Source organism: Mesorhizobium sp. P2_H9 (genome assembly GCF_056403215.1).
In genome coordinates this window covers 1-26,132 of record NZ_JBFUFX010000012.1, presented here as the reverse complement: position 1 = coordinate 26,132, position 26,132 = coordinate 1, and the positions used below count along the sequence as shown (strand labels likewise).

Below are 26,132 nucleotides of genomic sequence, written 5' to 3'. Positions count from 1 at the left end.
CCAAGGTTTGGACGATCGCCGTCGCCGACGCAATCAGCCAGATTCCTTGGTCGTTTGTCAGATTATGGATTGACGTACTTTTTTCTGCAATAGTACTGTCAGCTCAATCGGCGATAAAGACCGGGGAACTGGATCGAGGCAGCGGCACGGGCCGCAAACGCCGGTCCGACGAAAGAAATTCGACGATCAACCGGAATGGGAGTCTGTCATGACCGCCACTTTTCTGCGGCACCGTTCGCTGAAGATGTCTTCAATCGCGCTTGGCCTTGGCCTGGCGCTGTCGGCGCCAGCCACTGCGGCCGACCTCGTCATCTCCAACTGGGATGGCTATATGGCGCCCGATGCCATGGCCGCCTTCAAGACCGCCACCGGTGTTTCCGGCGAAGTCGTGGTGCACGCCACCAACGAAGAGATCATGGGCAAGCTCATTGCCGCCGGCGGCAAGGGCTATGACGTCGTCTTCGTCTCCTCGCCCTTCGCCGAGGTGCTGAACAAGCTCGGCCTGACCGAGCCGATCGACCACGCCAAGGTCCCCAACCTTGCCAACCTCTATCCGGAGGCGACCAAGCTGCCGCACGATGTCGGCAATGCTTTTTCGGTGCCCTACACCTGGGGCACCACCGGCCTCTGTTACCGCTCGGATCTGGTGAAGGTGGCGCCAACCAGCTGGAGCGATCTGCTGGCTCCCTCCGACGACCTCAAGGGCAAGACCACCATGCTGGCGACCGATCGCTGGCTGCTGGCCGCCGGCCAGCTCGACAAGGGCTATTCGGTCAACGAGACCGATCCGGCCAAGATGGCCGAGGTCAAGGACCTGCTGATCTCCGCCAAGAAGACCTTGCTCGCCTATGACGACACCACCTTCTATTCGAAGCTGGTGTCAGGCGAAGCGTTGATGGTGCAGGCCTGGGACGGCTGGTGCAACTACGGCATCGCCGACAAGCCCGAGATCAAATATGTGATTCCGAAGGAAGGCTCGGACCTGTGGGTCGACACGATGGTGGTGATGAAGGCTTCCGAGCACAAGGACGCCGCCTTCCAGTTCATCAACTTCATGCTCGACGCCAAGAACCACGCCTGGGCTGCGCAGAACATCGACTACAAGGTGCCGAACAAGCCGGCGATGGAAAGCCTGCCGGCCGATTTCCTGGCCAAGTTCCCCAACATGGCGATGCCGGTGGCCGACCTCGTCAAGTTCGAACAATTGCGTGACGTCGGCGAAGCCCAGCGCGACTATTCCAAGATCGTCAGCGAGATCAAGGCCGCGCAGTAAGCCGCGGCAAATCAGAGATCACAACCGACGGCGGATTTCCGCCGTCGGCTGCTGAATGCGGTACCCCAATCGTGTCCTCAACCAGACTTCGCTCCTCCTTGCTGATGGCGCCGGCACTGGCCTGGCTGACCGCCTTGATGGTGGTGCCATGCGCGCTGGTGCTGGCGCTCGCCTTCTTCCGGCGCGGCATCTATGGCGGCATCGAATACACCTTCACGCTGGAGAATTTCGGGCTGGTCTTCGACCCGCTCTATGCCGGCATCTTCTTGAACTCGGCGCGCATTGCCGGCACCGCAACCCTGATCGCGGTGGTGATCGGTTACGCCGCGGCTTATGCCATCGCGGCTGCGCCCCGCCGGCTGCAGCCGGTGTTCCTGTTCTTCGCCGTGCTGCCCTTCTGGTCCAACTATCTGATCCGCACCTATGCCTGGATCGTGCTGCTCAACCGCGAGGGCCTGATCACCCAGCTCTTGCGCTGGTTTGGCTACACCGGCGAGCCGCCGTCGATGCTCTATACCGAAGGCGCTGTCATCGCCGGCCTCGTCTACAACTATCTGCCCTTCGTCATCCTCGCCTGCTACGCGCCGCTGTCGCGGCTCAACCCGGAATTGGCCGAAGCCTCGCGCGACCTCGGCGCCTCGGCCACAACCACATTTCGCCGTGTCATCCTGCCGCTGACCGTGCCCGGCATCGCCGCCGGCGCCGTCTTCGTCTTCGTACTGTCGATCGGCAATTTCGTCACCCCGGCGCTGCTCGGCGGCGGCCGCTTCCAGATGATCGGCAACCTCGTCTACGACCAGTTCCTCACCGCCAATGACTGGCCTTTCGGCGCCGCACTCGCCATGGCGCTGATCGCCATCATGCTGCTGGTGCTGATGGCGCAGGCGCTGGCCGCCAATCGCGCCTCGGGCCAAACCGCGCAAGCCGGGGGCGACGCCGATGGCTGAGCGCTCCCCCGCTACGCGGCGCACGCTCTGGCTGGTGCTCGGCCTCGTCTTCGCCTTCCTCTACATCCCGATCGCCGTGCTGGTGGCGCTGTCGTTCAACGAGGGCGGGCTGCCGACCGCATGGTCCGGGTTTTCGCTGAAATGGTATGTCTCGCTCGCCGGCAATTCCGCGATCCTCTCCGCTGCACTGAACACGCTGATCGTGGCGCTGGTCTCGACCGCCATCGCCACCTTGCTCGGCACGCTGCTGGCGATCGGCGTCGAGATGCGCCGGCAGTACGGCAAAGGACTGGAAGCACTGATCTTCGCGCCGATGATCATTCCCGACATCGTGCTGGCGATCGCGCTGCTCTCGTTCTTCTCGATGCTCAACATCACCATGGGCCTGCACACCATCATCCTCGCGCATGTCGTCTTCAACCTCGCCTTCGTCTGCTCGGTGGTGCGCGCGCGGCTGAAGAGTTTCGACTGGTCGATCGTCGAGGCCTCCGCCGATCTCGGCGCCTCCGCCATCACCACCTTTAGGCGCGTCACCTTGCCGGTCATCCTGCCGGCGGTGATCGCCGGCGCGCTGCTCGCCTTCACGCTGTCGGTCGACGAGTTCATCATCGCTTTCTTCACCGCCGGCGCCGGGCGCACCTCGACCACGCTGCCGATGCAGATCTACGCGATGATCCGCTTCGGCATCACGCCGGAGATCAACGCGCTGGCGACCATCGTCATGGCTGTCTCGATCACCGCGCTGACCCTGTCGCAGCGGCTCAACCGTGGGATCATCGGCCAATGAGCGAACCGCGTACGCTGCTGGCCATCGATCATGTGTCGAAGAATTTCGGCCGCGTCACCGCGGTCGACGGCATTTCGCTCGACATCCGCGAGAACGAGTTCTTCGCGCTGCTCGGTCCGTCCGGCTGCGGCAAGACCACGCTGTTGCGCATGCTGGCCGGCTTCGAGACGCCCAATGACGGGCGCATCCTGCTCGATGGCAGGGACATCGCGAAAATCCCGCCCAACAAGCGGCCGGTCAATCTGATGTTCCAATCCTACGCGCTGTTTCCGCATATGAGCGTCAGGGCCAATGTGTCCTACGGCCTCGAAATGGAGCGCTTGCCGACCAGCGAAATCCGCTCCCGTGTCGACGCCATCCTGGCGACCACCGAACTCGTCGCCTTCGCCGATCGCAAGCCGGAGCAATTGTCGGGCGGCCAGAAGCAGCGCGTTGCGCTCGCCCGGGCCTTGGTCAAGCGGCCGCGGCTGCTGCTGCTCGACGAGCCGCTCGGCGCGCTCGACAAGAAACTACGCGGCGCCATGCAGCTTGAGTTGAAGCGCCTGCAGCACGAGGTCGGCATCACCTTCGTCATCGTCACCCATGACCAGGAGGAGTCGCTCGTCATGGCCGACCGCATGGCGGTGTTGAAAGACGGCAGACTGCTGCAATGCGATACGCCACACGCGATCTACGAACATCCGGCAGACCGTTTCGTTGCCGACTTCATCGGCGTGATGAATTTTGTTCCGGGCAAGGCCACGGCTGACGGCGTGGTGGCGGCCAACGGTGCACGGATCGCTGGCAAACTTCCCGCCACGCTTTCGCCGGGCGCCGCTGCGGTCGCGTCGGTGCGGCCCGAACGTATCCGGCTGTTTCCGTCAGTTGAGACAGTCAACCGTGTTGCCGGCACCGTTGAGGCGCTCGCCTACCACGGGCTCGACCTGCAACTGCATGTCCGCACCGCTTTGTCGCCAAAACCATTCCTGGTGCGCGTCACCGCTGACGCCGCCGACCGCCGGCCGGTTTCATCAGGCGACGCTGTCGAACTCGGCTGGGACGCCGCCGACGTCAGAATTTTCGCAGAGTGATTGAAGGAGAGCTTGATGGCGCAGAAGACGATCGCGTTTTTCCCCGAAGCGGCCTTTGGCCCGGCGCTCAATTCCGTCGGCATCGCCCAGGCGGTCGAGGCGCGCGGCCACAGGGCGGTGTTCCTGTCCGATCCCGGCTTCGTCGATGTCTACAAGGGTTACGGCTTCGAGGCCCATCCGGTGAACCTGTCCGAGCCGATGCCGCCCGAACAGATGGCCAAGTTCTGGGAAGACTTCATCAACGGCCACATCCCGAATTTCCGCAAATCGCCCTACGACCAGGTCGACAACTACGTCAAGGATTGCTGGACGGCGATCGTCGACAGCGCCAAATGGGCGCAGAAGGATCTGCCGCGGGTTCTCAACGCCATCAAGCCAGACGTGATCTGCGTCGACAACGTCATCCTGTTTCCGGCGATCAAGCAGTATGGCAAACCCTGGGTGCGCGTCATCTCCTGCTCGGAAAACGAGATCGAGGACGAGGATATCCCGCCGCATCTGTCCGGCTGCGGCGAGAACGACCATGCCGGACACCAGCGCTACCGCGATCATTTCAACGCCGTGATCAAGCCGATCCATGACGACTTCAACGCGTTCCTCAACGCCAACAACGAGGCGCCCTATCCGATCGGCCAGTTCTTCGAGGCTTCGCCCTACCTGAACCTGCTGCTTTATCCAGAGGCAGCAAAATTCAAGCGCCGCCATCCGCTCGATCCGGCAAAATTCCAGTACCTGGAAGGCTGCGTGCGGCAGGAGAAGCCCTACACTGTGCCGACTTTTGCTGAGTATAATGACGGGCCGCTGCTCTATGTCTCCTTCGGCAGCTTAGGGGCCGGCGATGTCGAGCTGTTGAAGCGCATCATCACGACGCTCGGCAAGACCCGCTACCGCGCACTGGTCAATGTCGGCGGCTACAAGGACCAGTACACCGACGTGCCCGGCAACGTCATCGTCGACAGCTGGTTCCCGCAGCCCTCGGTCATCCCGCAGGTCGATGCGGTGATCCACCATGGCGGCAACAACTCGTTCACCGAGTGCCTCTATTTCGGCAAGCCGGCCATCATCATGCCCTATGTCTGGGATGGCCACGATAACGCCACGCGCGTCGAGGAAACCGGCCACGGCTTCGGCATGCCGCGCTACGACTGGACCGATGCCGAGCTGGTCGCAAAGCTGGAAGCTTGCCTGACCGACCCGAGAATGAAGGCGAAGCTGGGGAAGACCTCGGCGCAGATGCAATCGCAGAATGGACCGGAGAAAGCCGCCTGCCTGCTGGAGAAGCTGCTGTGACCTCCTCCGTGCCACACCTCTACCAAGCCTCCACCCGCACCGACCTCGTCGACTGGGGCGCGCAGCCGGATGCGCTGGAAGGCGCTTCGCACTCGACCGGCAGGCTGGTGCACAAGGGGCCGAACAACCAGCCGGAATCCGGTATCTGGGTCTGCACCCCCGGCCGCTGGCGGCTGGCGATCCCGCGCGACGAATTATGCCATTTCGTCGCCGGCCGTGCGACCTACCGATCTGATGTCGGCGAGGTGATAGAAGTCGCCGCGCAAACCGTGGTCATGTTCCCTGCCGGCTGGGCCGGCGAATGCACCGTCCACGAGACCATCCGCAACATCTACATGCTGGCCTGAAACATGATCCCGAAAAGTGGGAACCGGTTTTCGGACAAGATCATGCTCAAGCAAGAATCAGCGACTGGAGCTTCATGACATGCCGACACCTTATTGGCCGAACGTCGCCTCGGTAGCGCTGGACGATTGGGGCGCAAGCTCGTCGCCGCTCGCCGGTTCGCCACACGCATCGGGCAAGATCCTGTCCCAGAACTCGGACGGATCGAGCGAATGCGGCCTGTGGTCATGCACGCCGGGCACGCGCCACATAATCTTCGCAGCCGATGAGTTCTGCCATTTCCTGTCTGGGCGCGGCAGCTATATCAGGGAGAATGGCGAACAGGTCCCGGTCGAGGCCGGCACGCTGGTGTTCTTCCCCGCCGGCTGGACCGGCATCTCCATCATCACCGAAACGCTGACCAAGGCCTTCATGTGCCGGTGAGCACCCAGTAACAGTTTCAAGGAATATTTGTATGACCACGCCGATCATGAAATCGCCGCTCACTATTACCGACCTCGTCGACTGGGGCGTCATCCCCACCATGATCGAAGGCGAATCCCGCACTTCGGGCAAGCTGCTGCACAAGGGGCCGGAGGGCCGTTCCGAATGCGGTCTATGGGTCTGCACGCCCGGCAAATGGCACTGCCACGTCACCCGCGACGAGTTCTGCCATTTTCTCGAGGGCCGCTGCACCTACGTCCACGAATCCGGCGAAGTGATCGAGATCGAGCCCGACACGGCGGCGTTCTTTCCACAGGATTGGAAGGGCATCTGCACCGTCCATGAGACGATCAAGAAGGTCTACATGATCCGCTGAGCGGATCTGAGAGGATGTCCATGGATTTCTCCGCTGACCGCCCAACCTTCTTCGTCAATCCGGACTACCGGCCGATGGCCGGCGCCAACAAACCGGTGATCGATCCGGCGACGCTGGAAACGGTTGGCGCCATCGCTGCGGCCAGCGATGGCGAGATCGACGCCGTGCTCACCGCCGCGACCAAGGCGCAAGCGGCGTGGAAAAGGCTCGACGCCAAGAGCCGCGCCAAACATCTGCATGCCGTCGCCAATGCCATCGAAGCCGCCGACTTCACCCGCTGTGCCGAGCTGATGGTCCGCGAGATGGGCAAGCCCTATCCGGAAGCCATCGGCGAGATCGCCAATTGTGCACCGATCTTCCGCTACTATGCCGAAATGGCGCGCGACGATGCGGGCAAGATTGCCGGCACGACGCAGGCGGGTTCCTTCCAGTATGCGCGCTACGAGCCCTATGGCGTCTCCGTCCACATCATGCCGTACAATTTCCCGATCCTCTTGATGTGCTGGACGGTCGCCGCCTCGCTTGCCGCCGGCAATGCCTGTGTGATCAAGCCGGCCGAAGCGACGACGCTGTCGACGCTCGATTACATGACGGTGTTCCGCTCCTTGCCCGAAGGCCTGGTTTCCTGCCTGCCCGGCGGGGCGTCCACGGCGCAGGCTTTGATCGCCTCCGACCGCACCCATGCCGTCGCCTTCACCGGCTCGGTGGCTGCCGGCAAGGCCGTCGCCGTGGCTTGCGCCGAACGCATGAAGCCTTGCGTCATCGAGGCCGGCGGCAGCGATCCCCTGATCATCTCCGCGCACGCCCCACTGGACATTGCCGCTGCAGGCAGCGTCACCGCCGCCTTCCACCTCACCGGCCAGGTCTGCACCTCAGCCGAACGGTTTTTTGTGGTCGATGCCGTTCATGACCGCTTCGTCGAGCTATTCGCCGAAAGGACGCTCGCGCTGCGGATCGGCAACGGGCTGGACAAATCCGAGATCGGACCGCTGGTCAGCGAGGCGGCGCGGGCGAAGGTCATGCGGCTGGTGGACGACGCGGTCGCGCACGGCGCAAAGGCGGTCATCGGCGGGCGCATTCCGCCGGCGCACACTATCGGCTGGTTCTACGAGCCGACGATCCTGACCGGCGTCACCCCCGATATGGCGATCGTGCGCGAAGAGTGTTTTGGGCCGGTCGCCGCGATCTGCCGGGTGAAAGATTTCGACGAGGCGATCAGGCTCGCCAATGACAGCCCGTTCGGGCTCGGCGCTTCCGTCTTCACCACCGACCTTGCCGAGGCGCATGAGGCGGCCGAACGGCTCGAGGCCGGCATGGTCTGGGTCAACAATCCGCTGATCGACAATGACGCGCTGCCCTTCGGCGGCTGGAAGGCCTCCGGTCTCGGCCGCGAGCTCGGTCGCCAGGGGCTCGATGCTTTCCGCCGCTCGAAGATGGTGATCATCGACCACAAGCCTGAGATCCAGGGTTGGTGGTATCCCTATCCCGACAGCTGGTTCCGCGAAGCCGGCGGCCGCAAGCATGTTTGAGATGAAGGGTGAAGGGTCGGGTTCGCTAGCGGGATAGGCCGGCCAAATCGGGGGCCGGATGCACCGGGTCAACACTGGCAAAAACGGCGCTCGCCTCACTGACGATGGAAACATGATCCCTGGCGGCTTTGCCGGCGGCAGTGCCGTCACCACGCATGATCGCGGTTACGATCGCGTCATGCTCCTTCCAGGATTTGGCGAGGCGGCCCGGCAGCATGAATTGAGCACGGCGGAAGGGCGCCAGGCGGCTGCGTGTCATCACCGTCATTTCGTAGATATGCGTGTTGTGGGCGCCGCGATAAAGCCGGCTGTGGAACTCGGTGTTGAAGTATTCATAGTCCTCCTCGGCGCCCAGCTGCACCAGCCGCGCCGAGCCCTGATGTTCGATCTCGAGCGTGCGCCGCTCGCCGCCGGTCATCCGCTCGGCGGAGAAGCGAGCACAGATCGCTTCCAGTTCGGCCATGCTTTCGAACATCGAGGCGAGGTGCTCCTGCGTCACCACGGCGACGATGGCGCCCCGGTTGGGCCGTCTTTCGACCAAGCCCATGGCGCTGAGATGACCAAGCGCCTCGCGCACCGGCGTGCGTGAGACGTCGAAGCGGGCGGCGAGCGAAGCCTCGTCGAGCTTTTCGCCGGGGCGCAGGAAGCCGGTGACGATGCGGTCGCCGATCGCCCTCACCATCTGATCGACGGTCGTGCCCGACCTGATCAAGCTGCGCTTTCCCGACACATCTCCTCCGTCCAGTCTTTTTGCAGGGTTGGCTCGCGGGCCAGTCCCGACTCGGGTCGCCTCAGTCTATGCCTCAATTTTAATCTACATGTCAAACTGGCTATTTTCAAGGCAAAAAGTGTATGCAATTGCCTTTCGCTTGTGCAGTCACCATCCGAGTTTTCACTGATTTTGTTGGATAAATTACGATTTTGGAACTGGCACGCTGATTGCATGCACTTTCCTGACAAGGCGTTAACCGACCCGGAAAAGGGTCCTACAGGGGAGCATAAGAGATGACCGACAGATTCATGCTTAGCCGCCGCCAGTTGCTCAAGACCTCCGCCGCCGGAGCAGCCCTTGGTCTTGCCTCGGCAGCCTTTCCCATCAACAGGGCCTTCGCCGCGGCCGCCACCGTCGGCTTCATCTATGTCGGGCCGAAGGACGACTACGGCTACAACCAGGCGCATGCCGAGGGTGCGGCGGCGCTGAAGGGCATCGAGGGCATCTCCATCGTCGAGGAGGAGAACGTCCCCGAGACGGTCGACGTCCAGAAGACTATGGAATCGATGATCAACCTCGATGGCGCCTCGCTGATCTTCCCGACCTCCTTCGGCTATTTCGATCCGCATATGCTGGCCATGTGCGCGAAATTCCCCGACGTGCAGTTCCGCCATTGCGGCGGCATGTGGAACAAGGACAAGCATCCGATGAATGCCGGCTCCTATTTCGGCTATATCGGCATGGGCCAGTATCTCAATGGCGTCGTCGCGGGCCACACGTCGAAGACCAAGAAGCTCGGCTTCGTCGCCGCCAAGCCGATCCCGCAGGTGCTGCTCAACATCAATTCGTTCCTGCTCGGCGCGCGCTCGGTCGACCCGACCATCACCTGCCAGGTGATCTTCACCGGCGAATGGTCGCTGGCGGTCAAGGAAGCGGAAGCCACCAACGCGCTGGTCGATCAGGGCGCCGACGTCATCACTTGTCATGTCGACAGCCCGAAAGTGGTGGTCGAGACGGCGGCCGGGCGCGGCGCCTTCATCTGCGGCTATCATGCCAACCAGAGCCCGCTGGCGCCGGAAAAATACCTGACCGGCGCCGAATGGAACTGGGCCAAGGTCTACAAGATGTTCGTCGACGACCTCGTCGCCGGCACGCCGCTGCCCAATTTCACCCGCGGCGGACTGGCCGATGGTTTCGTCAAGATGAGCCCGCTTGGTCCCGCCGTAGGCGAGCCGGCGCACAAGCAGTTCGACGCCACGCTGGCTGAAATGATGAAGGGTGGCTTCTCCGTCATCAAGGGTCCGTTGAAGAGCAACAAGGGCATCGTCGTCGCCACCGAAGGCCAGGCCTTCGTCGAGACCGCCATCGAGCTCGAAAGCATGGACTATCTCGTCGAGGGTGTCGTCGGTTCGACCGCCTGAAGCTGAACGCGCGCACGGAGACGGGCCATGGCAGATACGGTCAGCAGCGCGGATGCACCGGCGGTGTTCGGCGCCAGGGGATATTCGGCGGCGCTGGAATGGATCGCCAGGCGGGCGGAAGCGTTCGTCATTCCGCTCGCGGCGCTGATCGTCGGCATGGTGTTGTTCAGCCTGTTCATTGCGCTGGTCGGCAAGTCGCCCGTCCAGCTCTATGAAACCATGTGGCGCGGCGGTTTCGGCTCGTGGTTCTCGATCCAGAACTCGCTGTCGCGCGGAGCGCCGCTCTTGCTGGCGGCGCTCTGTGTGGCGCTGCCAGCCCGGCTCGGCCTCGTTGTCATCGGTGGCGAAGGCGCCATCGTCCTCGGCGGCGTCGCTGCCGCTGCCACAGGCGTGGCGCTGGGCGGCACGCCATCATCAATCGTCATTCTTGCCATGGGCGTGGCGGGCATGGCCGCCGGCGGCATCTGGATCGGTGCCGTCGGCGCGCTTCGCCACTACCGCGCTGTCAACGAAACCATCTCCAGCCTGCTGATGGCCTATATCGCCATCGCCCTGATGAACCATCTGGTGGAAGGGCCGCTGCGCGATCCTGCCTCGCTCAACAAACCCTCGACCCAGCCGCTGGCCGATATCTATCGCATCGGCAACATTCCCGGCATGGAGGTGCATTGGGGCCTCGTCGTCGGCATCGTCGCCTGCATCCTGTCCTGGCTGCTGATCGAAAAGACCCGCTGGGGCTTTGCCGCCCGCATCGCCGGCGGCAATGTCAGGGCAGCCCAGGTGCAGGGGCTGGCCGTCGGACCGCTGATCGTCGGCTTCACCGCGCTTGCCGGTGGCTTCGCCGGCCTTGCCGGCATGCTGGAAGTCGGCGCCGTGCAAGGCAGCGCCAATGCCTCGCTCGCCGCCGGCTACGGCTATACCGGCATTCTTGTCGCCTTCCTTGCCCGCCACAACCCGTTGGCGATCATCCCCGTCGCCATCCTGCTTGGCGGCATCAACGCGTCCGGCGGCCTCATCCAGCGCCGCATGGACCTGCCCGACGCCACCGTGCTGGTGCTGCAAGGCATGCTCTTCGTCGTCATCCTATTCAGCGAAACCTTCTACGGCCGCTTCAAGGCCTTCAATCCCGACCTCTGGAAGCGAGGCGCCTGATGGACGCGACCGAGATCGGCCTCTGGGGCGTTCCGCTCGCCATCCTCGGCGGCGCCATCCGGGTTTCGACACCCTTCATCTTCGTATCGCTTGGCGAAGCCATCACCGAGCGCTCCGGCCGCATCAATCTCGGCCTGGAAGGCACGCTGGTCTTCGGCGCCATGACCGCCTATGCGGTGGCGGTGATGACCGGCTCGCCCTGGCTCGGCCTGCTGGCGGCCGCCGCGGCCGGCCTCTGCTTCGGCCTGTTCCACGGCTGGATCTGCAAATTTCCTGGCGTTAACGACATTGCCATCGGCATCGCCCTGATGCTGCTCGGCTCGGGTCTTGCCTTCTTCTTCGGCAAGCCGTTCATCCAGCCCTCGGCGCCCGACCTGCCGGCCATCCCTTTCGGCGGCTGGTCGGATATTCCGCAGGTTCAGGCGGCACTCAACGTCAATGTGCTGTTCCTGATCGGCGCGGCACTGGCGGTGATCCTGTGGTGGGCTTTCCGCAACACCCGCGCCGGCCTGATCCTGCGCGTCGTCGGCGACAGTTCCGATGCGGCGCGCGCCATGGGCCTCAACCCCAACACCGTGCGCCTCATCGCCACCGGGATCGGTGGCGCGCTCGCCGGCATCGGCGGCGCCTATCTCTCCCTCTACTATCCCGGCAGCTGGACCGAACGCATCTCGTCGGGTCAGGGGTTGATGGCGGTGGCGCTGGTCATCTTCGCGCGCTGGAATCCGCTCGGTTGCTTTGCCGCCGCCTTGCTGTTCGGCGGCGCCGGCGCGCTCGGCCCGGCGCTGCAGTCTGTTGGCGTCACGCAAGGCTACTATCTGTTCTACGCCGCTCCCTACATCCTCACCCTGATCATCATGATCGCCACTTCGTCGCCGAGCCGCTCGCTTGCCGGCGCGCCGGGCGAATTGTCGATCACCAAGTAACTGGAGTTTTTGCCATGAACGCCAGAGCCGAGATCACCCAGCGCTACATCGACGCCGACCCCTATCCATGGCCCTACAATGGCGAACTTCGGCCCGACAATACGGCGCTGATCATCATCGACATGCAGACCGATTTCTGTGGACCGGGCGGCTATGTCGACCATATGGGCTACGACCTCTCACTGGTGCGGGCACCGATCGAGCCGATCAAGTCGGTGCTGTCGGCGATGCGGGCGAAGGGCTACACCGTCATCCACACACGCGAAGGCCATCGGCCCGACCTCGCCGACCTACCGGCCAACAAGCGCTGGCGCTCGCGCCGCATCAATGCCGGCATCGGCGATCCCGGCCCTTGCGGGCGCATCCTGGTGCGTGGCGAACCAGGCTGGGAAATCATCCCCGACCTCTATCCGATCGAGGGCGAGCCGATCATCGACAAGCCGGGCAAGGGCTCGTTCTGCGCCACCGATCTGGAACTGATCCTCAACCAGCGCGGCATCGAAAACATCGTGCTCACCGGCATCACCACCGATGTCTGCGTGCACACCACCATGCGCGAGGCCAACGACCGCGGCTTCGAATGCGTCATGCTGGAGGATTGCTGCGGCGCGACCGACTACGGCAACCACCTCGCCGCGATCAAGATGATCAAGATGCAAGGCGGCGTGTTCGGCGCGGTGTCGAATTCGGTATCCTTCGTCGCCCAACTGCCATGAGGTTCGACCATGAGTGAAGGCGGCAGGAAAGCAGTCGGTGTCGAGACCATCGGCATGACCATGCGCTTCGGCGCCTTCACCGCGCTCAGCGACGTCTCGATCAAGGTGCCAGCCGGATCCTTCCATGCGCTGCTGGGCGAAAACGGCGCCGGCAAGTCGACGCTGGTCAAATGCATGATGGGTTTTTACCACCCGACCTCCGGCGACATCCTGGTCGACGGCCGCGAGGTGGCGATCGCCAGTCCCCGCGATGCCTCGGCACTCGGACTCGGCATGGTCTACCAGCACTTCACCCTGGTCCCGTCGCTAACCGGCGCGGAAAACCTGGTTATCTCGCGCGAAAAGGTGCCTGGTATCATCGACTGGCGCAAGGAGCGCGCCGACCTTGCTGCCTTCATGGAACGGATGCCGTTCAAGCTGCCGCTCGACGTCAAGGTGGCCGAACTCGCGGCCGGCGAAAAACAGAAGCTGGAGATCATCAAGCAGCTTTATCTCGGCCGCAGCTTCCTGGTGCTGGACGAGCCGACTTCCGTGCTCACCCCCGGCGAGGCGCAGGAAGTGCTTGGCCTCGTGCGCGACATGACCAGAGCGGGCGGTCTCACCGTGCTGATGATCTCGCACAAATTCCATGAAGTGACGGCGTTTGCCGACGACATCACCGTGCTGCGCAAGGGCAGGCTGACCGGAACCGGAAAAGTGTCGGAGCTGTCGCACAGGGAGATGGCGGCGATGATGATCGGCGACCAGCCGATCGCCGCGCTCGACAGCCGCGCGCCGGTGCCGACCGACGCCAGGCAGATCCTGACGGTGAAGGCGCTGAAGGCGCCGGACCGGACAGGCCTGAAAACCATCAACATCGGCGAACTCGATGTGAAGTCCGGCGAAATCGTCGGCGTCGCCGGCATCTCCGGCAACGGCCAGAAGGAGTTTCTCGAAGTCCTGGCCGGCCAGCGCACGCGCGACGGTGGCGACGTTCTGGTCAAGGGATCGCCCTACGGCGCCAGCCGCAGCGAGGCGCGCACGCTCAATGTCCGCTTCATTCCCGAGGAACCGTTGCGCAACGCCTGCGCGCCGAAGATGACGGTGGCCGAAAACATGGCCTTCCGGACCTTCGATTTGAACGACGCCGGCAAGCCGATCAGCTGGATCAGGATGAGCGCCATCCGCGACTATGCGACCCGCCTGGTCGAGCAGTTCAAGGTCAAGACCGCTTCGCTCGCCTCGCCGATTTCGTCGCTGTCGGGCGGCAATGTGCAGCGCGCCGTGCTGGCGCGCGAACTCACCGGCGAGGTTGACCTGCTGATCGTCTCCAACCCCTGCTTCGGCCTCGACTTCTCGGCGGTGGCCGAAATCCGCGCCCGCATCATGAAGGCGCGCAATGCGGGTGCCGCCGTGCTTCTGATGTCGGAAGACCTCGACGAGCTGCTGGAGCTTTCCGACCGTATCTTCGTCATGTCGGATGGCGCCTTGGTCTATGAGACGCCGATTGCCCAAGCCAGCGTGCAGACGATCGGCGAGCACATGGCGGGACATCACTGATGGCGGAAATAGACGCGCTGCCGTTTTCCTTCACCTTCAAGCCGCAGACCATGGCGCTGGTCGTCATCGACATGCAGCGCGACTTCGCCGAGCCTGGCGGCTTCGGCGCCAGCCTCGGCAACGACGTCAGCCGGGTCGTGGCCATCGTGCCGACGGTGAAGCGGTTGATCGAAGGGTTCCGCGCAGCCGGCCTGCCGGTGATCCACACGATGGAGTGTCACCGGGCCGACCTTTCGGACCTGCCACCGGCCAAGCGCAATCGCGGCAATCCATCGATCCGCATCGGCGATGTCGGCCCGATGGGCCGCGTGCTCATCGTCGGCGAGCCGGGAACGGCGATCCTCGACGAGCTTGCCCCGCTGCCCGGCGAGATCGTCATCGAAAAGCCCGGCAAGGGCGCGTTCTATGCCACGAGCTTCGGTGAAGACCTCAAGCGGCTCGGTGCGCAACAACTCGTCTTCRCCGGCGTCACCACGGAGGTCTGCGTGCAGACGACGATGCGCGAGGCCAACGACCGCGGCTATGAGTGCCTGCTCGCTGAGGACGCCACGGAGAGCTATTTCCCGGAGTTCAAGGCGGCCGCATTGGCCATGATCCGGGCGCAAGGCGCCATCGTCGGCTGGACGGCGACGACCGACCAGGTGCTTCAGGGAATTGCCAATGCCTAATCTTGCTTTTGCTGGCCTCGTCAATGGCGGCTGGCGCGATCTGACATACGAGCATTTCCGCGACGGCATCTCCGTGCATTGGCTGCTCAAGGGCGGGCCTGTCGAGCCGTCGGTTGCCATCCTCAACTACCGGCCCGGCGCCGGCGTGCCGCGCCACCGCCATGTCGGGCTGGAAACCATCGTCGTGCTCGAAGGCATACAGAGCGATGAGAACGGCGACTATCCCGCGGGCAGCGTCATCCTGAACCCGGTCGGGACCGAGCATTCGGTGTGGACGAAAGACGGCTGCGTCGTGTTGATCCAGTGGGACCTGCCGGTGATCATTCTGGGGGAGGCCAAATGAGCGACATCCGCTTCGACATAGGGAGTTTGCACGCGGCCTATCAGGCCGGCGTCAGCATCAGTGAGATGATCGATACGGTCTGCGCCCGCATCGCGGCGGCGGAAGACCCCGGCATCTTCATCCATCTCGTGAGCAAGGCAGAGATGCTCGCGGAAGCAGAATGGCTCGGCCCCTTCGATCCCCAGACAAAGCCGCTGTGGGGTATTCCCTTCGCCGTCAAGGACAACATCGACGTTGCCGGCATGCCGACAACGGCCGCTTGCGCCGAATATGCCTACACACCGGGGATGGACGCCACGGTCGTGGCGCGGCTCAAGGCCGCCGGCGCGCTGGTCGTCGGCAAGACCAATCTCGACCAGTTCGCCACCGGCCTCGTCGGCGTCCGCACGCCCTGGCCGATCCCTCGCAACGCGATCGATGCAAAACTGATACCGGGTGGGTCCTCGTCCGGTTCGGCGGTGGCGACAGCCCGCGGCATCGTCTCGTTTGCGCTCGGCACCGACACTGCCGGCTCCGGGCGCATCCCGGCTGGCCTCAACAACATCGTCGGGCTGAAGCCGACCGTCGGCGCGCTGTCGACGGCAGGCGTCGTGCCGGCGTGCCGCACGCTCGACTGCGTCTCGATCTTCGCGCTGACCGTCGACGACGCCTATGCGGTCCTCGCAGTGGCTGCGGCAAAGGACGCGGCCGATCCCTATTCGCGCGCCATCGACATCCTGCCGCTTGCCACGCGCCCGCCGGGGCTGACAGTCGGCGTGCCGGCCAGGGCCGATTTGAAGTTCTTCGGCGACACCTCGATGCAGGCCGGCTTCGACGCGGCTCTAGCCGCGTTGGAGACTCAGGGCTGCAGGTTGGTCGAAATCCCCTTCGGCGATTTCTACGCCACCGCCAATCTTCTCTATGAGGGCGCGTGGGTCGCCGAGCGCTATGCAGCGATCCGGGAGTTCATGGACGCCAGCGAAGCGGCCCTGCATCCGGTGACGCGCAAGATCATCGGCGGCGCCCGCAATCTTTCGGCGGCCGACGCCTTCAAGGGCCTCTATGCCTTGCAGGCTTACAAGGCGAAACTCGCCCCTGTCGTCGCTTCGGTCGACCTGTTCTGCGTGCCGACCGCGCCGACCCACTACTCGGTCGATGCGGTGCTTGCCGATCCGATCGTTACCAACAGCCGGCTCGGCACCTACACCAATTTCGTCAACCTGCTCGACATGTGTGGCATCGCCGTGCCGACGGGACAGCGCGATGACGGCCTGCCGATGAGCGTCACCTTGCTGGCGCCTGCGGGAAGGGATGCGCTGACGGCGGCGCTTGCCCGCGACCTGCATGCAGCGAGCGGCCTCCCGCTCGGCGCGACGGGCTGGCAGCAGCCGCCCCCTCTCCCGGCTCCGTCGCCAAGCGCCGACGGCATGATCGACCTGGTGGTGGTCGGCGCGCATCTCTCGGGCATGCCGCTCAACGGCCAGCTGAAACAGCTCGACGCGCAATTCTCGAGAGCCGTGAAAACTGCGCCCGCCTACAAGCTCTATGCACTCGCCGGTCAGTCTGTACCCAAGCCGGGACTGGTGCGGGTCGCCAATGGCGGCATGGCGATCGATGTTGAGGTCTGGCGACTTGCGACAGACGCATTCGGGCGCTTCGTCGCGGCAATCCCGTCGCCACTCGGCATCGGCACAATCGACCTCGCAGACGGCACGTCGGCCAAGGGCTTCCTGGTCGAAACCGCCGGGCTGGCGGCAGCAACCGACATCTCGGCTTATGGCGGCTGGCGCAGCTTTGTTACCAGCGCCCGCGAACCGCAACAGCGCTTGGAAAGCGCTCCTGCCAATTGACCCGCTGGCCGTTGATGCGGGATGGAACGGGCCCTGGCCGGTCGATCGCAGGTTCATGGAACTACCTGATGCCTGCGCCCTTGCGGAAATCGGAAGGCGACATGCCGGCAAGCTTGCGGAACGACTTGTTGAAGGCGCTGAGCGAACCGAAGCCGGAGTCCATGGCGACCCTGAGCACATTGGCGTCCTGGTGCATCAGCATCGCCTGGGCGTAGCTGAGCCGCAACAAATTCACATATTCGTTGAGCGTCATGCCGGTCGATTTCTTGAACGTGCTCATGGCGTATTTGGGATGAATGTCGGCCGCGGCCGCGATGTTCACGCAGTCGATGTCGTAGAGAAAGTTCTCCGCGATGAAGTCGCACATCCGCCCAACATTGCGTGAAGACTGCTGATCGAAGGGACTGCCGGCTGCCTGTCCGATCGGCGTTTCCGGTACGAGCCGGTACGGCTCGAACCGCATCCGTTCCAGCCGCAGCAGCAATTCGTTCACGGCATGCTCCGCCTTTGCCGGATCGCCGGAACGGACATAGCGGTTCCAGCGCTCGAAATTGTCGTCGTCCGACCGGTCGGTCGCATTGCTCACCAGTGTCGCACCTGTCATCAGCCGATGCCGGACGTCGGTCGGCAGGTGCAGCCGGAAGAAATGCACCAGCGGCAGATGCGCGCCGGCATAGACGGCATCGTCGCTGAGATCGTCCATCTGGTGCGGTAGGCCGCCCCAAAACAGGCACATCTCACCGGCCGACAGCGAAATCTCATGGTCGCTCATGCGGTAGTGAACGCTGCCACGCACAATGAAATTGACCTCGACCTGGGCGTGCCAATGCGGCTTGAGCATAACCAGGGGCTGTGTGTGAAACATCTGCAGGAGCAGCGGCAGGCCTTCCACGCTGCTGGCGCCAGGCTGATAAAACGGCCGATCCGGCATCTTACTTTCCGCCAATTCCGTATTCCCTTTGACGGCGACAAGCCTTCCGCACCGCATAGTCTACCCACGCTCACCAAGACAGAGCAAATGAAATGGGAGGATTTCAATGCGCACCCTACTGACCTGCGCCGCGCTCGCGCTTGCTCTGGGCTCCGGCCCGGCCCTTGCGCAGTCTGGCGAAATCACGATCTGGAGCTGGAACATCGCCGCTTCATCGTTGAAGGCGACTGTCGCCGGCTTCAACAAGCAGTACCCCGACGTCAAGGTGACGGTCGAGGATCTCGGCAACCAGCCGACCTATGACAAGTCGATCGCCGGCTGTGCCGCGGGCGGCGTCGGCCTGCCCGATATCGTCTCGATCGAGAACGGCGAGGCCGAGAACTACTGGAGCCAGTTCCCCGACTGCTTCGTCGACCTGCATACGCTCGGCTACACCGCCGAGGACCAGGCAAAATTCCCCGACTTCAAGCGCACCGAACTCGAAGTGGGCGAAAAGGCCTATGCAATGCCATGGGATTCCGGCCCGGTCGCTGCCTTCTACCGGCGCGACTTCTATGAGAAGGCTGGCGTCGATCCCGCCTCGATCAAAACCTGGGACGATTTCATCGCCGCCGGCAAGAAGATCCAGGCCGCCAATCCGGGCGTGACGATGACCAATGCCGACTTCAACGGCGACTCCGAATTCTTCCGCATGATCTCGAACGAGCAGGGCTGCGCCTATTTTGCCGCCGACGGACAGTCGATCACGGTCAACCAGCCCAAATGCGTCGACTCCATGACCAAGCTCAAGGAGATGAAGGACGCCGGGATCATCTCCTCGGCCGACTGGGGCACCAAGATCACCAACAACACTGCCGGCACCGTCGCCACCCAGATCTATGGCGGCTGGTATGAGGGCACCGTTCGCACCGAATCGGCCGGCGAAAACGGCAAATGGGGTGTTTATCTCATGCCGAGCCTGACCGCCGACGGCCCGCGCGCCGCCAACCTCGGCGGCTCCTCGCTTGCCATCACATCGGCATCGAAGAACAAGGAGGCCGCCTACGCCTACTTGAAGTACACGCTCGAGACCAATGAAGGCCAGATAACGATGCTGAAGGACTTCGGCCTCGTACCCTCGCTGATCTCGGCGCTGAATGACCCCTATGTCTCCGAAGGCCTGCCCTATTGGGGTGGCCAGGCAGTGTGGAAGGACATCCTCGCCACCTTGCCCAAGGTCGTTCCCAGCCGCGGCACGCAGTTCCAGAGCGACGCCGAAATTATCGTCCGTGCCGTGCAGACGAAATATCTGGCCGGCGGCTATCCGGACGCCAAGGCAGCGCTCGACGATGCCGCCAATCAGATTGCGGCAGCGACCGGACTGCCCGTCAAGTCCTGATCTGGACGAGATGGTCCCGGGCGGCATCGATGCTGCCCGGGACCATTTCCAACGCGCTGCGTGTTTGAGCACGCGTGCTCACCCGCCAATGCGGAAAGGAGGCAACCATGCGCTATCAGAACGCCACGGCGTATCGCTTCCTTGCGCCTTATCTGCTGATCTTCGCGATCTTCTGGCTATGGCCGATCATTGACTCTTTCCTGATCTCCTTCCAGGCGACGCGCACCGTGCCATGGCGGTTCGCGCCCGGCTTCAACTGGGGCCGGCTGATCGGCGACCCCGCCTTCTTCAATGCGCTGGAGAACACGCTGCTCATCCTGGTCATCCAGGTGCCGGTGATGATCGCCCTCGCCACGGTGATGGCCGTGCTTTTGAATTCGCCGCTGCTGAAAGCCAGAGGCCTCTTCCGCTTCGCTTTCTTCGCCCCGGTGGTTGTCGGCGAAGTGGCCTACTCCGCGGTCTTCCGGCTAATGTTCAACCTCAATTTCGGCATCATCAACAAATTGCTGAACAGCGTCGGCCTGCCCAGTGTCGACTGGTTTTCCAACGTCACGCCGGCGATGGCGCTGATCATGATCGCGGTGACCTGGCGCTGGGCCGGCTACAACGCCATCATCCTGCTGGCCGGCATGCAGTCCATCCCTCAGGATGTCTACGAGGCGGCGACGCTCGACCGCGTCAGCAAGGTGAAGCAGTTCTTCTACATCACCCTGCCATTGCTGAAGCCGATCATCGTCTTCTGCTGCGTGCTGTCGATCATCGGCACCATGCAGCTGTTCACCGAACCGTTCCTGATCACCGAACGCGGCGGCCCAGGCGGCGGCACCGAAACGCTCGGGCTGCTGCTTTACCGCCAGGGTTTCAGGTCGCTGAACTTCGGCTACGCCTCGGCCGTCGCCTACACCATGGCCGGGCTGGCCATCGCCATCACGCTGGTGCAACTCTGGCTGACGAAGGAGCCGAAATGAGTTCGCGTTCGCAAGCCAAACTGGGCCGCAGCATCGCGCTGCATCTTTTCCTGACGCCGCTGGCGCTGATCTGGCTGTTTCCGCTGTGGATGATGACGATCTTCTCCACGATGCCCGACAACGGCATCTTCAGCCCCGGCATCGAGCTGCTGCCGCACGGCAATTTCATCGAGAATTTCAACAATCTGCAGCGCGACACCGATTTCATCCGCGCCATCGGCATCTCGGTTTCGGTGGCTGTGACCTACACCGGGCTGTCGGTGCTGCTCACCTCGATGGCTGGCTGGGCGCTGGCGCGCTACCAGTTCTTCGGCAAGGGGGCGGTCGTGGCAATCATCCTCGGCACCATCACACTCCCCTATGCGGTCGTGCTGATCCCGCAATTCATCATGGTGGCGCGCGACTTCAAGCTCGCCAACACGTGGGTGGCGCTGGTCGTGCCGCCGCTTTTCAATTCGCTGGGTGTCCTCTTCATGCGGCAGAGCTTTTCGATGATGCCGGCCGATCTGTTCGATGCCGCACGCGTCGAAGGGGTCAAGGAATGGCGCATCTTCCTGTTCGTGGCGCTGCCTTTGGCGCGGCCGACACTGGCGGCACTTGCCATCATCCTGTTCCTCGCCTCCTGGAACAACTATCTCTGGCCGTTGCTGATCAACAGCCAGCCCGGCTCGATGACCGCACCGGTGGCGCTGGGCACGCTGATCGGCCTCACCAAAGTGTCATGGGGCGGCATCATGGCAGGCTCGATGATGCTGACGGCGCCGATGCTGGTCGTTTTCGTGCTCTTGCAGCGTCATTTCATCGCCGGCATTGCCGCCGGCGCCATCAAGTAAGGATCGGCAATGGCGGCGGTTACACTCAGCAATGTCGTCAAGCGTTTTGGCAACTTCGAGATCGTTCATGGCGCGAACATCGATGTGAGCGACGGCGAATTCGTCGTCTTCGTCGGTCCCTCCGGTTGCGGGAAATCGACGCTGCTGCGGATGATCGCCGGCCTTGAGGACATCAGCGGCGGCGAGATCGCCATCGGCGGCAAGGTGGTCAACGATGTCGAGCCGGCCGACCGTGGCATCGCCATGGTGTTCCAGTCCTACGCGCTCTATCCGCATATGACCGTCGAGCAGAATCTGAGCTTCGGCCTCAGGATGACCGGCAATCCGAAAGCCGATACCGAGCGGCGGGTGAAGCGGGCGTCCGAGATCCTGCGCATCACCGAGTTGATGGCGCGAAGGCCGCGTCAGCTTTCCGGCGGTCAGCGCCAGCGGGTCGCCATCGGCCGCGCCATCGTGCGCGAACCCCAGGTTTTCCTCTTCGACGAGCCGCTGAGCAATCTCGATGCCGAACTGAGAGTGCAGATGCGCGTCGAGATCTCGCGCCTGCACAAGGAACTGGGCACGACGATGATCTACGTCACTCACGACCAGACCGAGGCGATGACGCTGGCCGACAGGATCGTGGTGCTGCGCGGCGGCCATGTAGAGCAGATCGGCCGGCCGCTCGATCTCTACGACAATCCCGACAACCAGTTCGTGGCCGGATTTGTCGGCTCGCCAAAGATGAACTTCATCAACGGCCGCGTTGTCGGGCGCGATACGCACGGCATCGTCGTCGAGTTGGCGGGCCAGGAAAGGACCCGCATCACGCAGCCTCTGATCGGCGCGGCACCCGAAACGGGAAGCAAGGTCATCGTCGGCGTGCGGCCCGAACATTTCGGCAATGCCGGAGAAGGCGATGCCGACCTTGTCGTTCGCATCGACGTGGTCGAGCATCTCGGCGGCACCAGCTTTCTCTATGCCAGGACGACCAACGGCGAAGATGTGGTGATCCAGCGCGACGCGGCAAAGGTTCCCGACACCACCGAGGTCACCGTTTCCATCCGCAAATCCTACCTGTTCGACGAAAACGGGCTGCGGCTGCGCTGACCGTTTTCCCTTTCCAGCTTTAAGGAGAATGACAATGACTTCAACCGCGCCCATCCGCTGGGGCATTCTCGGGCCGGGCAGCATAGCGCTCGCCTTTGCCGGTGGCGTGGCCCAGTCGCGCACCGGCAAACTGGTCGCCCTCGGCGCCCGCAACCCAGGGAAATCGGGCCTTGCCGAAAGTTTTCCCGGCGCCCGCATCCTCGACGGTTACGACGCTTTGCTCGCCGACCCGGATGTCGATGCGGTCTATATTTCGATTCCCCATCCCGGCCATGCCGAATGGGCGATCAAGGCAGCCGAAGCCGGAAAGCATGTGCTTTGCGAAAAGCCGATGGGGCTGACCGCCTTCGAGGCCGACGCGATGATCCATGCGGCGCGCAAGGCCGGCACTTTTCTCGGCGAAGCCTTCATGTACCGGTTGCATCCGCAGACGCTGAAGCTGGTGGAGTTGATCAAGTCGGGCGTCATTGGCGAGGTCCGCATGATCAAGTCCAGCTTCGGTTTCGCCATGCCGGGCTTCATGCCGGAGCACCGGCTCTATGCCAACGACCTCGCTGGCGGTGGCATTCTGGATGTCGGCGGCTATCCCGTGTCGATGGCGCGGCTGATTGCCGGCGCCGCTGCAGGAGTTCCCTTCGCCGAGCCCGACAAGGTGACCGGCGCCGCGCATCTTGGCCCCTCCGGGGTCGATGAATGGGCCTCGGCGCTGCTGCATTTTCCAGGCGGCATCGTCGCCGAAGTCTCGTGCAGCATCTCGCTCAACCAGGACAATGTGCTGCGCATCCTTGGCACCAAGGGCCGCATCGAGGTACCGGATTTCTGGTTCGCCGGCGGCAATCGCGACGTCGGTCTGGGTCAAATCGACGTGATCCTGTTTGACGGAACGCGCGACACCATCAGCGTCAATGAAACGCGCCATCTCTACTCTTTCGAGGTCGACGCCGCCGGCGAGGCCATCCTGGCCGGTAGCAAGGAATTTGCCTGGCCGGGCATGGGCTGGGCCGACAGCCTCGGCAATTTGCGCGTGCTCGACAAATGGCGCACTGCCGTCGGGCTCGAATACGAGATCGAGAAGCCAGCAAAACGCATCAACACGATTTCCGGCCGGCCGTTGCGCTCTAACGGCACCGCCATACCGAAGCGTCAGATTCCGGGCTTGCAGCGACCGGTCTCGGTGCTCGCGCTCGGCTTTGAGGATTTCCGCACGTTTTCCTCGGGCTCGATCCTGCTCGATGGTTTTTTCGAAGCGGGCGGCAATCTGTTCGACACTGGCTATGTCTATGGCGCCGGCTATACCGAGGCGCTGCTTGGCCAGTGGTTGAAGAACCGCGGCGTGCGCGAGCAATCTGTGGTCATCGGCAAGGGTGCACACTCGCCACTCTGCTATCCCGATGTGATTGGCAAGCAGCTTGCGCAGTCGCTCGACCGGCTGCAGAGCGATTATGTCGATATCTATTTCATGCACCGTGACAATCCGGATGTGCCGGTCGGCGAGTTCGTCGACGCAATGGACCAGGAGGTCAAGGCCGGGCGCATCCGTGGCCCGTTCGGCGGCTCCAACTGGACGATGGAGCGCATGGACGAGGCGATTGCCTATGCCGATCGCACCGGCAGGCAGAAGCCCGGAGCTCTTTCGAACAATTTCTCGCTGGCCGAGATGCTGGAGCCGATCTGGGCCGGTTGCGTCACCTCCTCCAGCGATGAGTGGAAAGCCTGGCTCACATCCAGGCAGATGCCGAATTTCGCCTGGTCGAGCCAGGGGCGCGGTTTCTTCACCGACCGCGCCGGCCGCGACAAGCGCGACAGTGAGGAGCTTGTCCGGGTCTGGTACTCGGAGAAGAACTTCGGCCGCCGTGACCGGGCGATCGAACTCGCCGGCAGGCTGGGCAAGAGCCCGATCCACATCGCGCTCGCCTATGTGCTGGCGCAGCCCTTTCCGTCGGTTCCGCTGATCGGCCCGCGCACGCTCGGTGAACTGGAAGACAGCCTGCAAGCGATCGATATTTCGCTCCCACCGGAGGATCTCGAGTGGCTGGACGGCGGTTCGGATCGAAACCAGCCAGCCAGAGCCCAATCATCCCGATAGGATCGGGACGAGGCTCACTTTGCTGTTCGACCATGATCCCAACCCGAGGGGTGGGGTCATGGTCTATGTCTGCAGCGTTTCCAGACGCGGGGTCCCGGCAAGATGGGCCGCGTGCAAATTGCCAACGTCCGCCATGCATTTCGCACGCAGCGCATTTGCATAGAGCCGGGCAATGCCCTTGTGTCGCCGCCGCAAATAATCCGATTGATCGAGCCGCCAGTGCCGCTCGATATCCGCCATAATCGCCGGATTGCTCCAGACGGAGTAGCCGCCCCCCGTATAAACGGTGACCTCGCCGGCGAACAGCCGCTCGTCGGTGACCAGAAAATCGACACGGACATAATCGAGATCGCCCGCGATGCGCGGTGCGATGGCGACTGCCTGACGAATGAATTCGACCAGGCGCCTCGTCACAGGCAGCGCCTGGTCCTCGCGCGGATAGTCGACATCTCGGCCGGGCAAGGGATTGCCCTCAGGGTCGAACAGCCGCGACATGCCCACCTTCTTGTCCTCGGCCCTGACATGGCAAACGACACCGCTGCACATCTGAACCTTGATCTCGGTGGCGATCTCGCCGCCGCTGAGCGGCAGCCGTTGTTCGACGAAGGCCGTCGGCGTAATCGACCAATAGGCCCATTCGCCGTTGTGCCGTCCTTGACGTTTCCTGAGCCAGCGTTTCGTCTGGCTTACGATGGTTGCGCGCTCCGGCTGGCCGCCGGAAACGAATATGTTCATGTCGCAGCCATGGTTCGTCTTGACCACCACGTCTTTGGCCAGCAGGTCGAGCGGGATGTCATCGGGATCGTGGCCCGACCACAGCGTCTCCGGCACCATCAATTCCGGGCAAACCTCGCGGATGTAATCCTTCACAGCGAGCTTGTCCGACAACGTCACGAACAATGGATTGTGGTCGACGATTCTTCGCCACAACATCCGCTCGTGATAGCTCTCCGGCGCCGCAGGGTTGGGCAGATAGCCAAACCTCCTGGCAAGTCGCATGACGAGCATCGGGTGTCGAACAGTCAGCAGCAGCCGCGCGATTGCCAGAATAAGGCGGTGTTTCGCAGGAATATTGGCTCTCGACTTCATTGAAAGGATTCAATCACCCTGAGCAGAGCGCTTCTGCTGCCAAGCAGATTGCTGGGCCACGGTTTGCCTCGCCCTTTGGTCATGCAGCTAGCATCGACGGAGCGTGCCTACAAGCGCACCGGCCAAAGCCCTATCGGTTCGAACGGCCATAGCCGCATAGCAAAACGGCCCGCACAAGGCGGGCCGTTTTGGATTTGGTTGCGGGGACAGGATTTGAACCTGTGACCTTCAGGTTATGAGCCTGACGAGCTACCGGGCTGCTCCACCCCGCGTCAACCTTAGAGGTAAGTTTTACCTTACCGGAATCAAGAGCCACCAAATGAAAGGGCCGCTTGCGCGGCCCGTGTTCCCGTTGGCGGGCCTGTTCGTAAGGAGAAGATTTCACTGACATCCGATTGGATGTGAGTTCAAC

The 26,132-nt window shown here is 63.1% G+C and carries 25 protein-coding genes and 1 tRNA gene; 22 read left to right on the top strand and 4 right to left on the bottom strand.

The genetic code is table 11. From position 1 onward, the window contains the following. Positions 1 to 208 precede the first annotated feature (208 nt). The 9 genes from AC1DXN_RS22415 to AC1DXN_RS22375 all read left to right on the top strand — a co-directional run bounded on the left by AC1DXN_RS22415 (position 209) and on the right by AC1DXN_RS22375 (position 8,040). Positions 209 to 1,273, top strand: a complete 1,065-nt coding sequence (locus tag AC1DXN_RS22415; RefSeq protein ID WP_477271144.1) for a polyamine ABC transporter substrate-binding protein — start codon at positions 209 to 211, stop codon at positions 1,271 to 1,273. A 104-nt stretch (positions 1,274 to 1,377) separates the two neighbouring features. Further along, positions 1,378 to 2,220, top strand: a complete 843-nt coding sequence (locus AC1DXN_RS22410) for an ABC transporter permease (protein WP_477248716.1) — start codon at positions 1,378 to 1,380, stop codon at positions 2,218 to 2,220. Further along, positions 2,213 to 3,007, top strand: coding sequence for an ABC transporter permease (locus AC1DXN_RS22405; RefSeq protein ID WP_477248623.1), 795 nt, complete (start codon positions 2,213 to 2,215; stop codon positions 3,005 to 3,007). The genes AC1DXN_RS22410 and AC1DXN_RS22405 overlap by 8 nt, the downstream gene beginning before the upstream one ends. Further along, positions 3,004 to 4,077, top strand: coding sequence for an ABC transporter ATP-binding protein (locus tag AC1DXN_RS22400; protein ID WP_477271142.1), 1,074 nt, complete (start codon positions 3,004 to 3,006; stop codon positions 4,075 to 4,077). Before AC1DXN_RS22405 ends, AC1DXN_RS22400 begins: the two co-directional genes overlap by 4 nt. A 15-nt stretch (positions 4,078 to 4,092) precedes the next feature. Then, on the top strand, positions 4,093 to 5,367 hold the full coding sequence (locus AC1DXN_RS22395) for a glycosyltransferase (RefSeq protein WP_477271140.1): 1,275 nt from the start codon (positions 4,093 to 4,095) through the stop codon (positions 5,365 to 5,367). Further along, positions 5,364 to 5,714: a cupin domain-containing protein gene (locus tag AC1DXN_RS22390; RefSeq protein ID WP_477271138.1), complete on the top strand. Its 351-nt coding sequence runs from the start codon at positions 5,364 to 5,366 to the stop codon at positions 5,712 to 5,714. The genes AC1DXN_RS22395 and AC1DXN_RS22390 overlap by 4 nt, the downstream gene beginning before the upstream one ends. Before the next feature lie 79 nt (positions 5,715 to 5,793). Then, positions 5,794 to 6,135: a cupin domain-containing protein gene (locus tag AC1DXN_RS22385; RefSeq protein WP_477271136.1), complete on the top strand. Its 342-nt coding sequence runs from the start codon at positions 5,794 to 5,796 to the stop codon at positions 6,133 to 6,135. Positions 6,136 to 6,166: 31 nt separating this feature from the next. Then, entirely contained in the window at positions 6,167 to 6,511 is a 345-nt protein-coding gene (locus AC1DXN_RS22380; RefSeq protein ID WP_477271134.1) for a cupin domain-containing protein, read from the top strand. A gap of 20 nt (positions 6,512 to 6,531) precedes the next feature. Next, complete coding sequence (locus AC1DXN_RS22375) at positions 6,532 to 8,040, top strand: aldehyde dehydrogenase family protein (RefSeq protein ID WP_477271132.1); 1,509 nt, start codon at positions 6,532 to 6,534, stop codon at positions 8,038 to 8,040. A 25-nt stretch (positions 8,041 to 8,065) separates the two neighbouring features. Here the strand turns inward: AC1DXN_RS22375 and AC1DXN_RS22370 are convergent, their stop codons facing one another. Further along, positions 8,066 to 8,752 (bottom strand): GntR family transcriptional regulator, encoded by a 687-nt coding sequence (locus tag AC1DXN_RS22370; protein WP_477271130.1) that lies wholly within the window; start codon positions 8,750 to 8,752, stop codon positions 8,066 to 8,068. Positions 8,753 to 9,045: 293 nt separating this feature from the next. Here AC1DXN_RS22370 and AC1DXN_RS22365 point away from each other — a divergent pair, with 293 nt between their 5' ends. From AC1DXN_RS22365 to atzF, 8 genes are read left to right on the top strand one after another with little or no spacing between them, the layout of a single operon-like run. Further along, positions 9,046 to 10,173, top strand: a complete 1,128-nt coding sequence (locus AC1DXN_RS22365; protein ID WP_477271128.1) for a BMP family ABC transporter substrate-binding protein — start codon at positions 9,046 to 9,048, stop codon at positions 10,171 to 10,173. Positions 10,174 to 10,200: 27 nt separating this feature from the next. Beyond that, on the top strand, positions 10,201 to 11,325 hold the full coding sequence (locus AC1DXN_RS22360; RefSeq protein ID WP_477271127.1) for an ABC transporter permease: 1,125 nt from the start codon (positions 10,201 to 10,203) through the stop codon (positions 11,323 to 11,325). After that, on the top strand, positions 11,325 to 12,251 hold the full coding sequence (locus AC1DXN_RS22355; protein WP_477271125.1) for an ABC transporter permease: 927 nt from the start codon (positions 11,325 to 11,327) through the stop codon (positions 12,249 to 12,251). Before AC1DXN_RS22360 ends, AC1DXN_RS22355 begins: the two co-directional genes overlap by 1 nt. A gap of 14 nt (positions 12,252 to 12,265) precedes the next feature. Further along, complete coding sequence (gene biuH, locus AC1DXN_RS22350) at positions 12,266 to 12,967, top strand: biuret amidohydrolase (protein WP_477271123.1); 702 nt, start codon at positions 12,266 to 12,268, stop codon at positions 12,965 to 12,967. A gap of 9 nt (positions 12,968 to 12,976) precedes the next feature. Further along, a complete protein-coding gene (locus AC1DXN_RS22345) occupies positions 12,977 to 14,506 on the top strand; it encodes an ABC transporter ATP-binding protein (RefSeq protein WP_477271121.1) in 1,530 nt (509 codons plus the stop codon). Further along, positions 14,506 to 15,174: a cysteine hydrolase family protein gene (locus AC1DXN_RS22340; RefSeq protein ID WP_477421660.1), complete on the top strand. Its 669-nt coding sequence runs from the start codon at positions 14,506 to 14,508 to the stop codon at positions 15,172 to 15,174. The genes AC1DXN_RS22345 and AC1DXN_RS22340 overlap by 1 nt, the downstream gene beginning before the upstream one ends. Further along, entirely contained in the window at positions 15,167 to 15,517 is a 351-nt protein-coding gene (locus AC1DXN_RS22335; RefSeq protein ID WP_477271117.1) for a cupin domain-containing protein, read from the top strand. Before AC1DXN_RS22340 ends, AC1DXN_RS22335 begins: the two co-directional genes overlap by 8 nt. Continuing rightward, positions 15,514 to 17,346 (top strand): allophanate hydrolase, encoded by a 1,833-nt coding sequence (gene atzF / locus AC1DXN_RS22330; RefSeq protein ID WP_477271115.1) that lies wholly within the window; start codon positions 15,514 to 15,516, stop codon positions 17,344 to 17,346. Before AC1DXN_RS22335 ends, atzF begins: the two co-directional genes overlap by 4 nt. A gap of 61 nt (positions 17,347 to 17,407) precedes the next feature. Here the strand turns inward: atzF and AC1DXN_RS22325 are convergent, their stop codons facing one another. Continuing rightward, on the bottom strand, positions 17,408 to 18,277 hold the full coding sequence (locus tag AC1DXN_RS22325; RefSeq protein WP_477271113.1) for a helix-turn-helix domain-containing protein: 870 nt from the start codon (positions 18,275 to 18,277) through the stop codon (positions 17,408 to 17,410). A gap of 106 nt (positions 18,278 to 18,383) precedes the next feature. On the opposite strand from AC1DXN_RS22325, the gene AC1DXN_RS22320 reads away from it, so the two are divergent. From AC1DXN_RS22320 to AC1DXN_RS22300, 5 genes are all read left to right on the top strand, one after another. Beyond that, positions 18,384 to 19,655, top strand: coding sequence for an ABC transporter substrate-binding protein (locus tag AC1DXN_RS22320; RefSeq protein ID WP_477271111.1), 1,272 nt, complete (start codon positions 18,384 to 18,386; stop codon positions 19,653 to 19,655). Positions 19,656 to 19,762: 107 nt separating this feature from the next. Next, on the top strand, positions 19,763 to 20,623 hold the full coding sequence (locus AC1DXN_RS22315; RefSeq protein WP_477271109.1) for a carbohydrate ABC transporter permease: 861 nt from the start codon (positions 19,763 to 19,765) through the stop codon (positions 20,621 to 20,623). After that, on the top strand, positions 20,620 to 21,456 hold the full coding sequence (locus AC1DXN_RS22310; RefSeq protein ID WP_477271107.1) for a carbohydrate ABC transporter permease: 837 nt from the start codon (positions 20,620 to 20,622) through the stop codon (positions 21,454 to 21,456). The genes AC1DXN_RS22315 and AC1DXN_RS22310 overlap by 4 nt, the downstream gene beginning before the upstream one ends. A gap of 9 nt (positions 21,457 to 21,465) precedes the next feature. After that, complete coding sequence (locus tag AC1DXN_RS22305) at positions 21,466 to 22,545, top strand: ABC transporter ATP-binding protein (protein ID WP_477271106.1); 1,080 nt, start codon at positions 21,466 to 21,468, stop codon at positions 22,543 to 22,545. 34 nt (positions 22,546 to 22,579) lie between these two features. Next, entirely contained in the window at positions 22,580 to 24,631 is a 2,052-nt protein-coding gene (locus AC1DXN_RS22300) for an aldo/keto reductase (RefSeq protein WP_477271104.1), read from the top strand. Positions 24,632 to 24,694: 63 nt separating this feature from the next. On the opposite strand, the gene AC1DXN_RS22295 is transcribed toward AC1DXN_RS22300, so the two are convergent. After that, positions 24,695 to 25,630 carry an ATP-grasp fold amidoligase family protein gene (locus tag AC1DXN_RS22295; RefSeq protein ID WP_477271102.1) on the bottom strand — a complete coding sequence of 312 codons (936 nt, stop codon included), beginning with the start codon at positions 25,628 to 25,630 and terminating at the stop codon, positions 24,695 to 24,697. A 285-nt stretch (positions 25,631 to 25,915) separates the two neighbouring features. Beyond that, positions 25,916 to 25,992 (bottom strand) — tRNA-Met (locus AC1DXN_RS22290). Between the last annotated feature and the right edge of the window lie 140 nt (positions 25,993 to 26,132).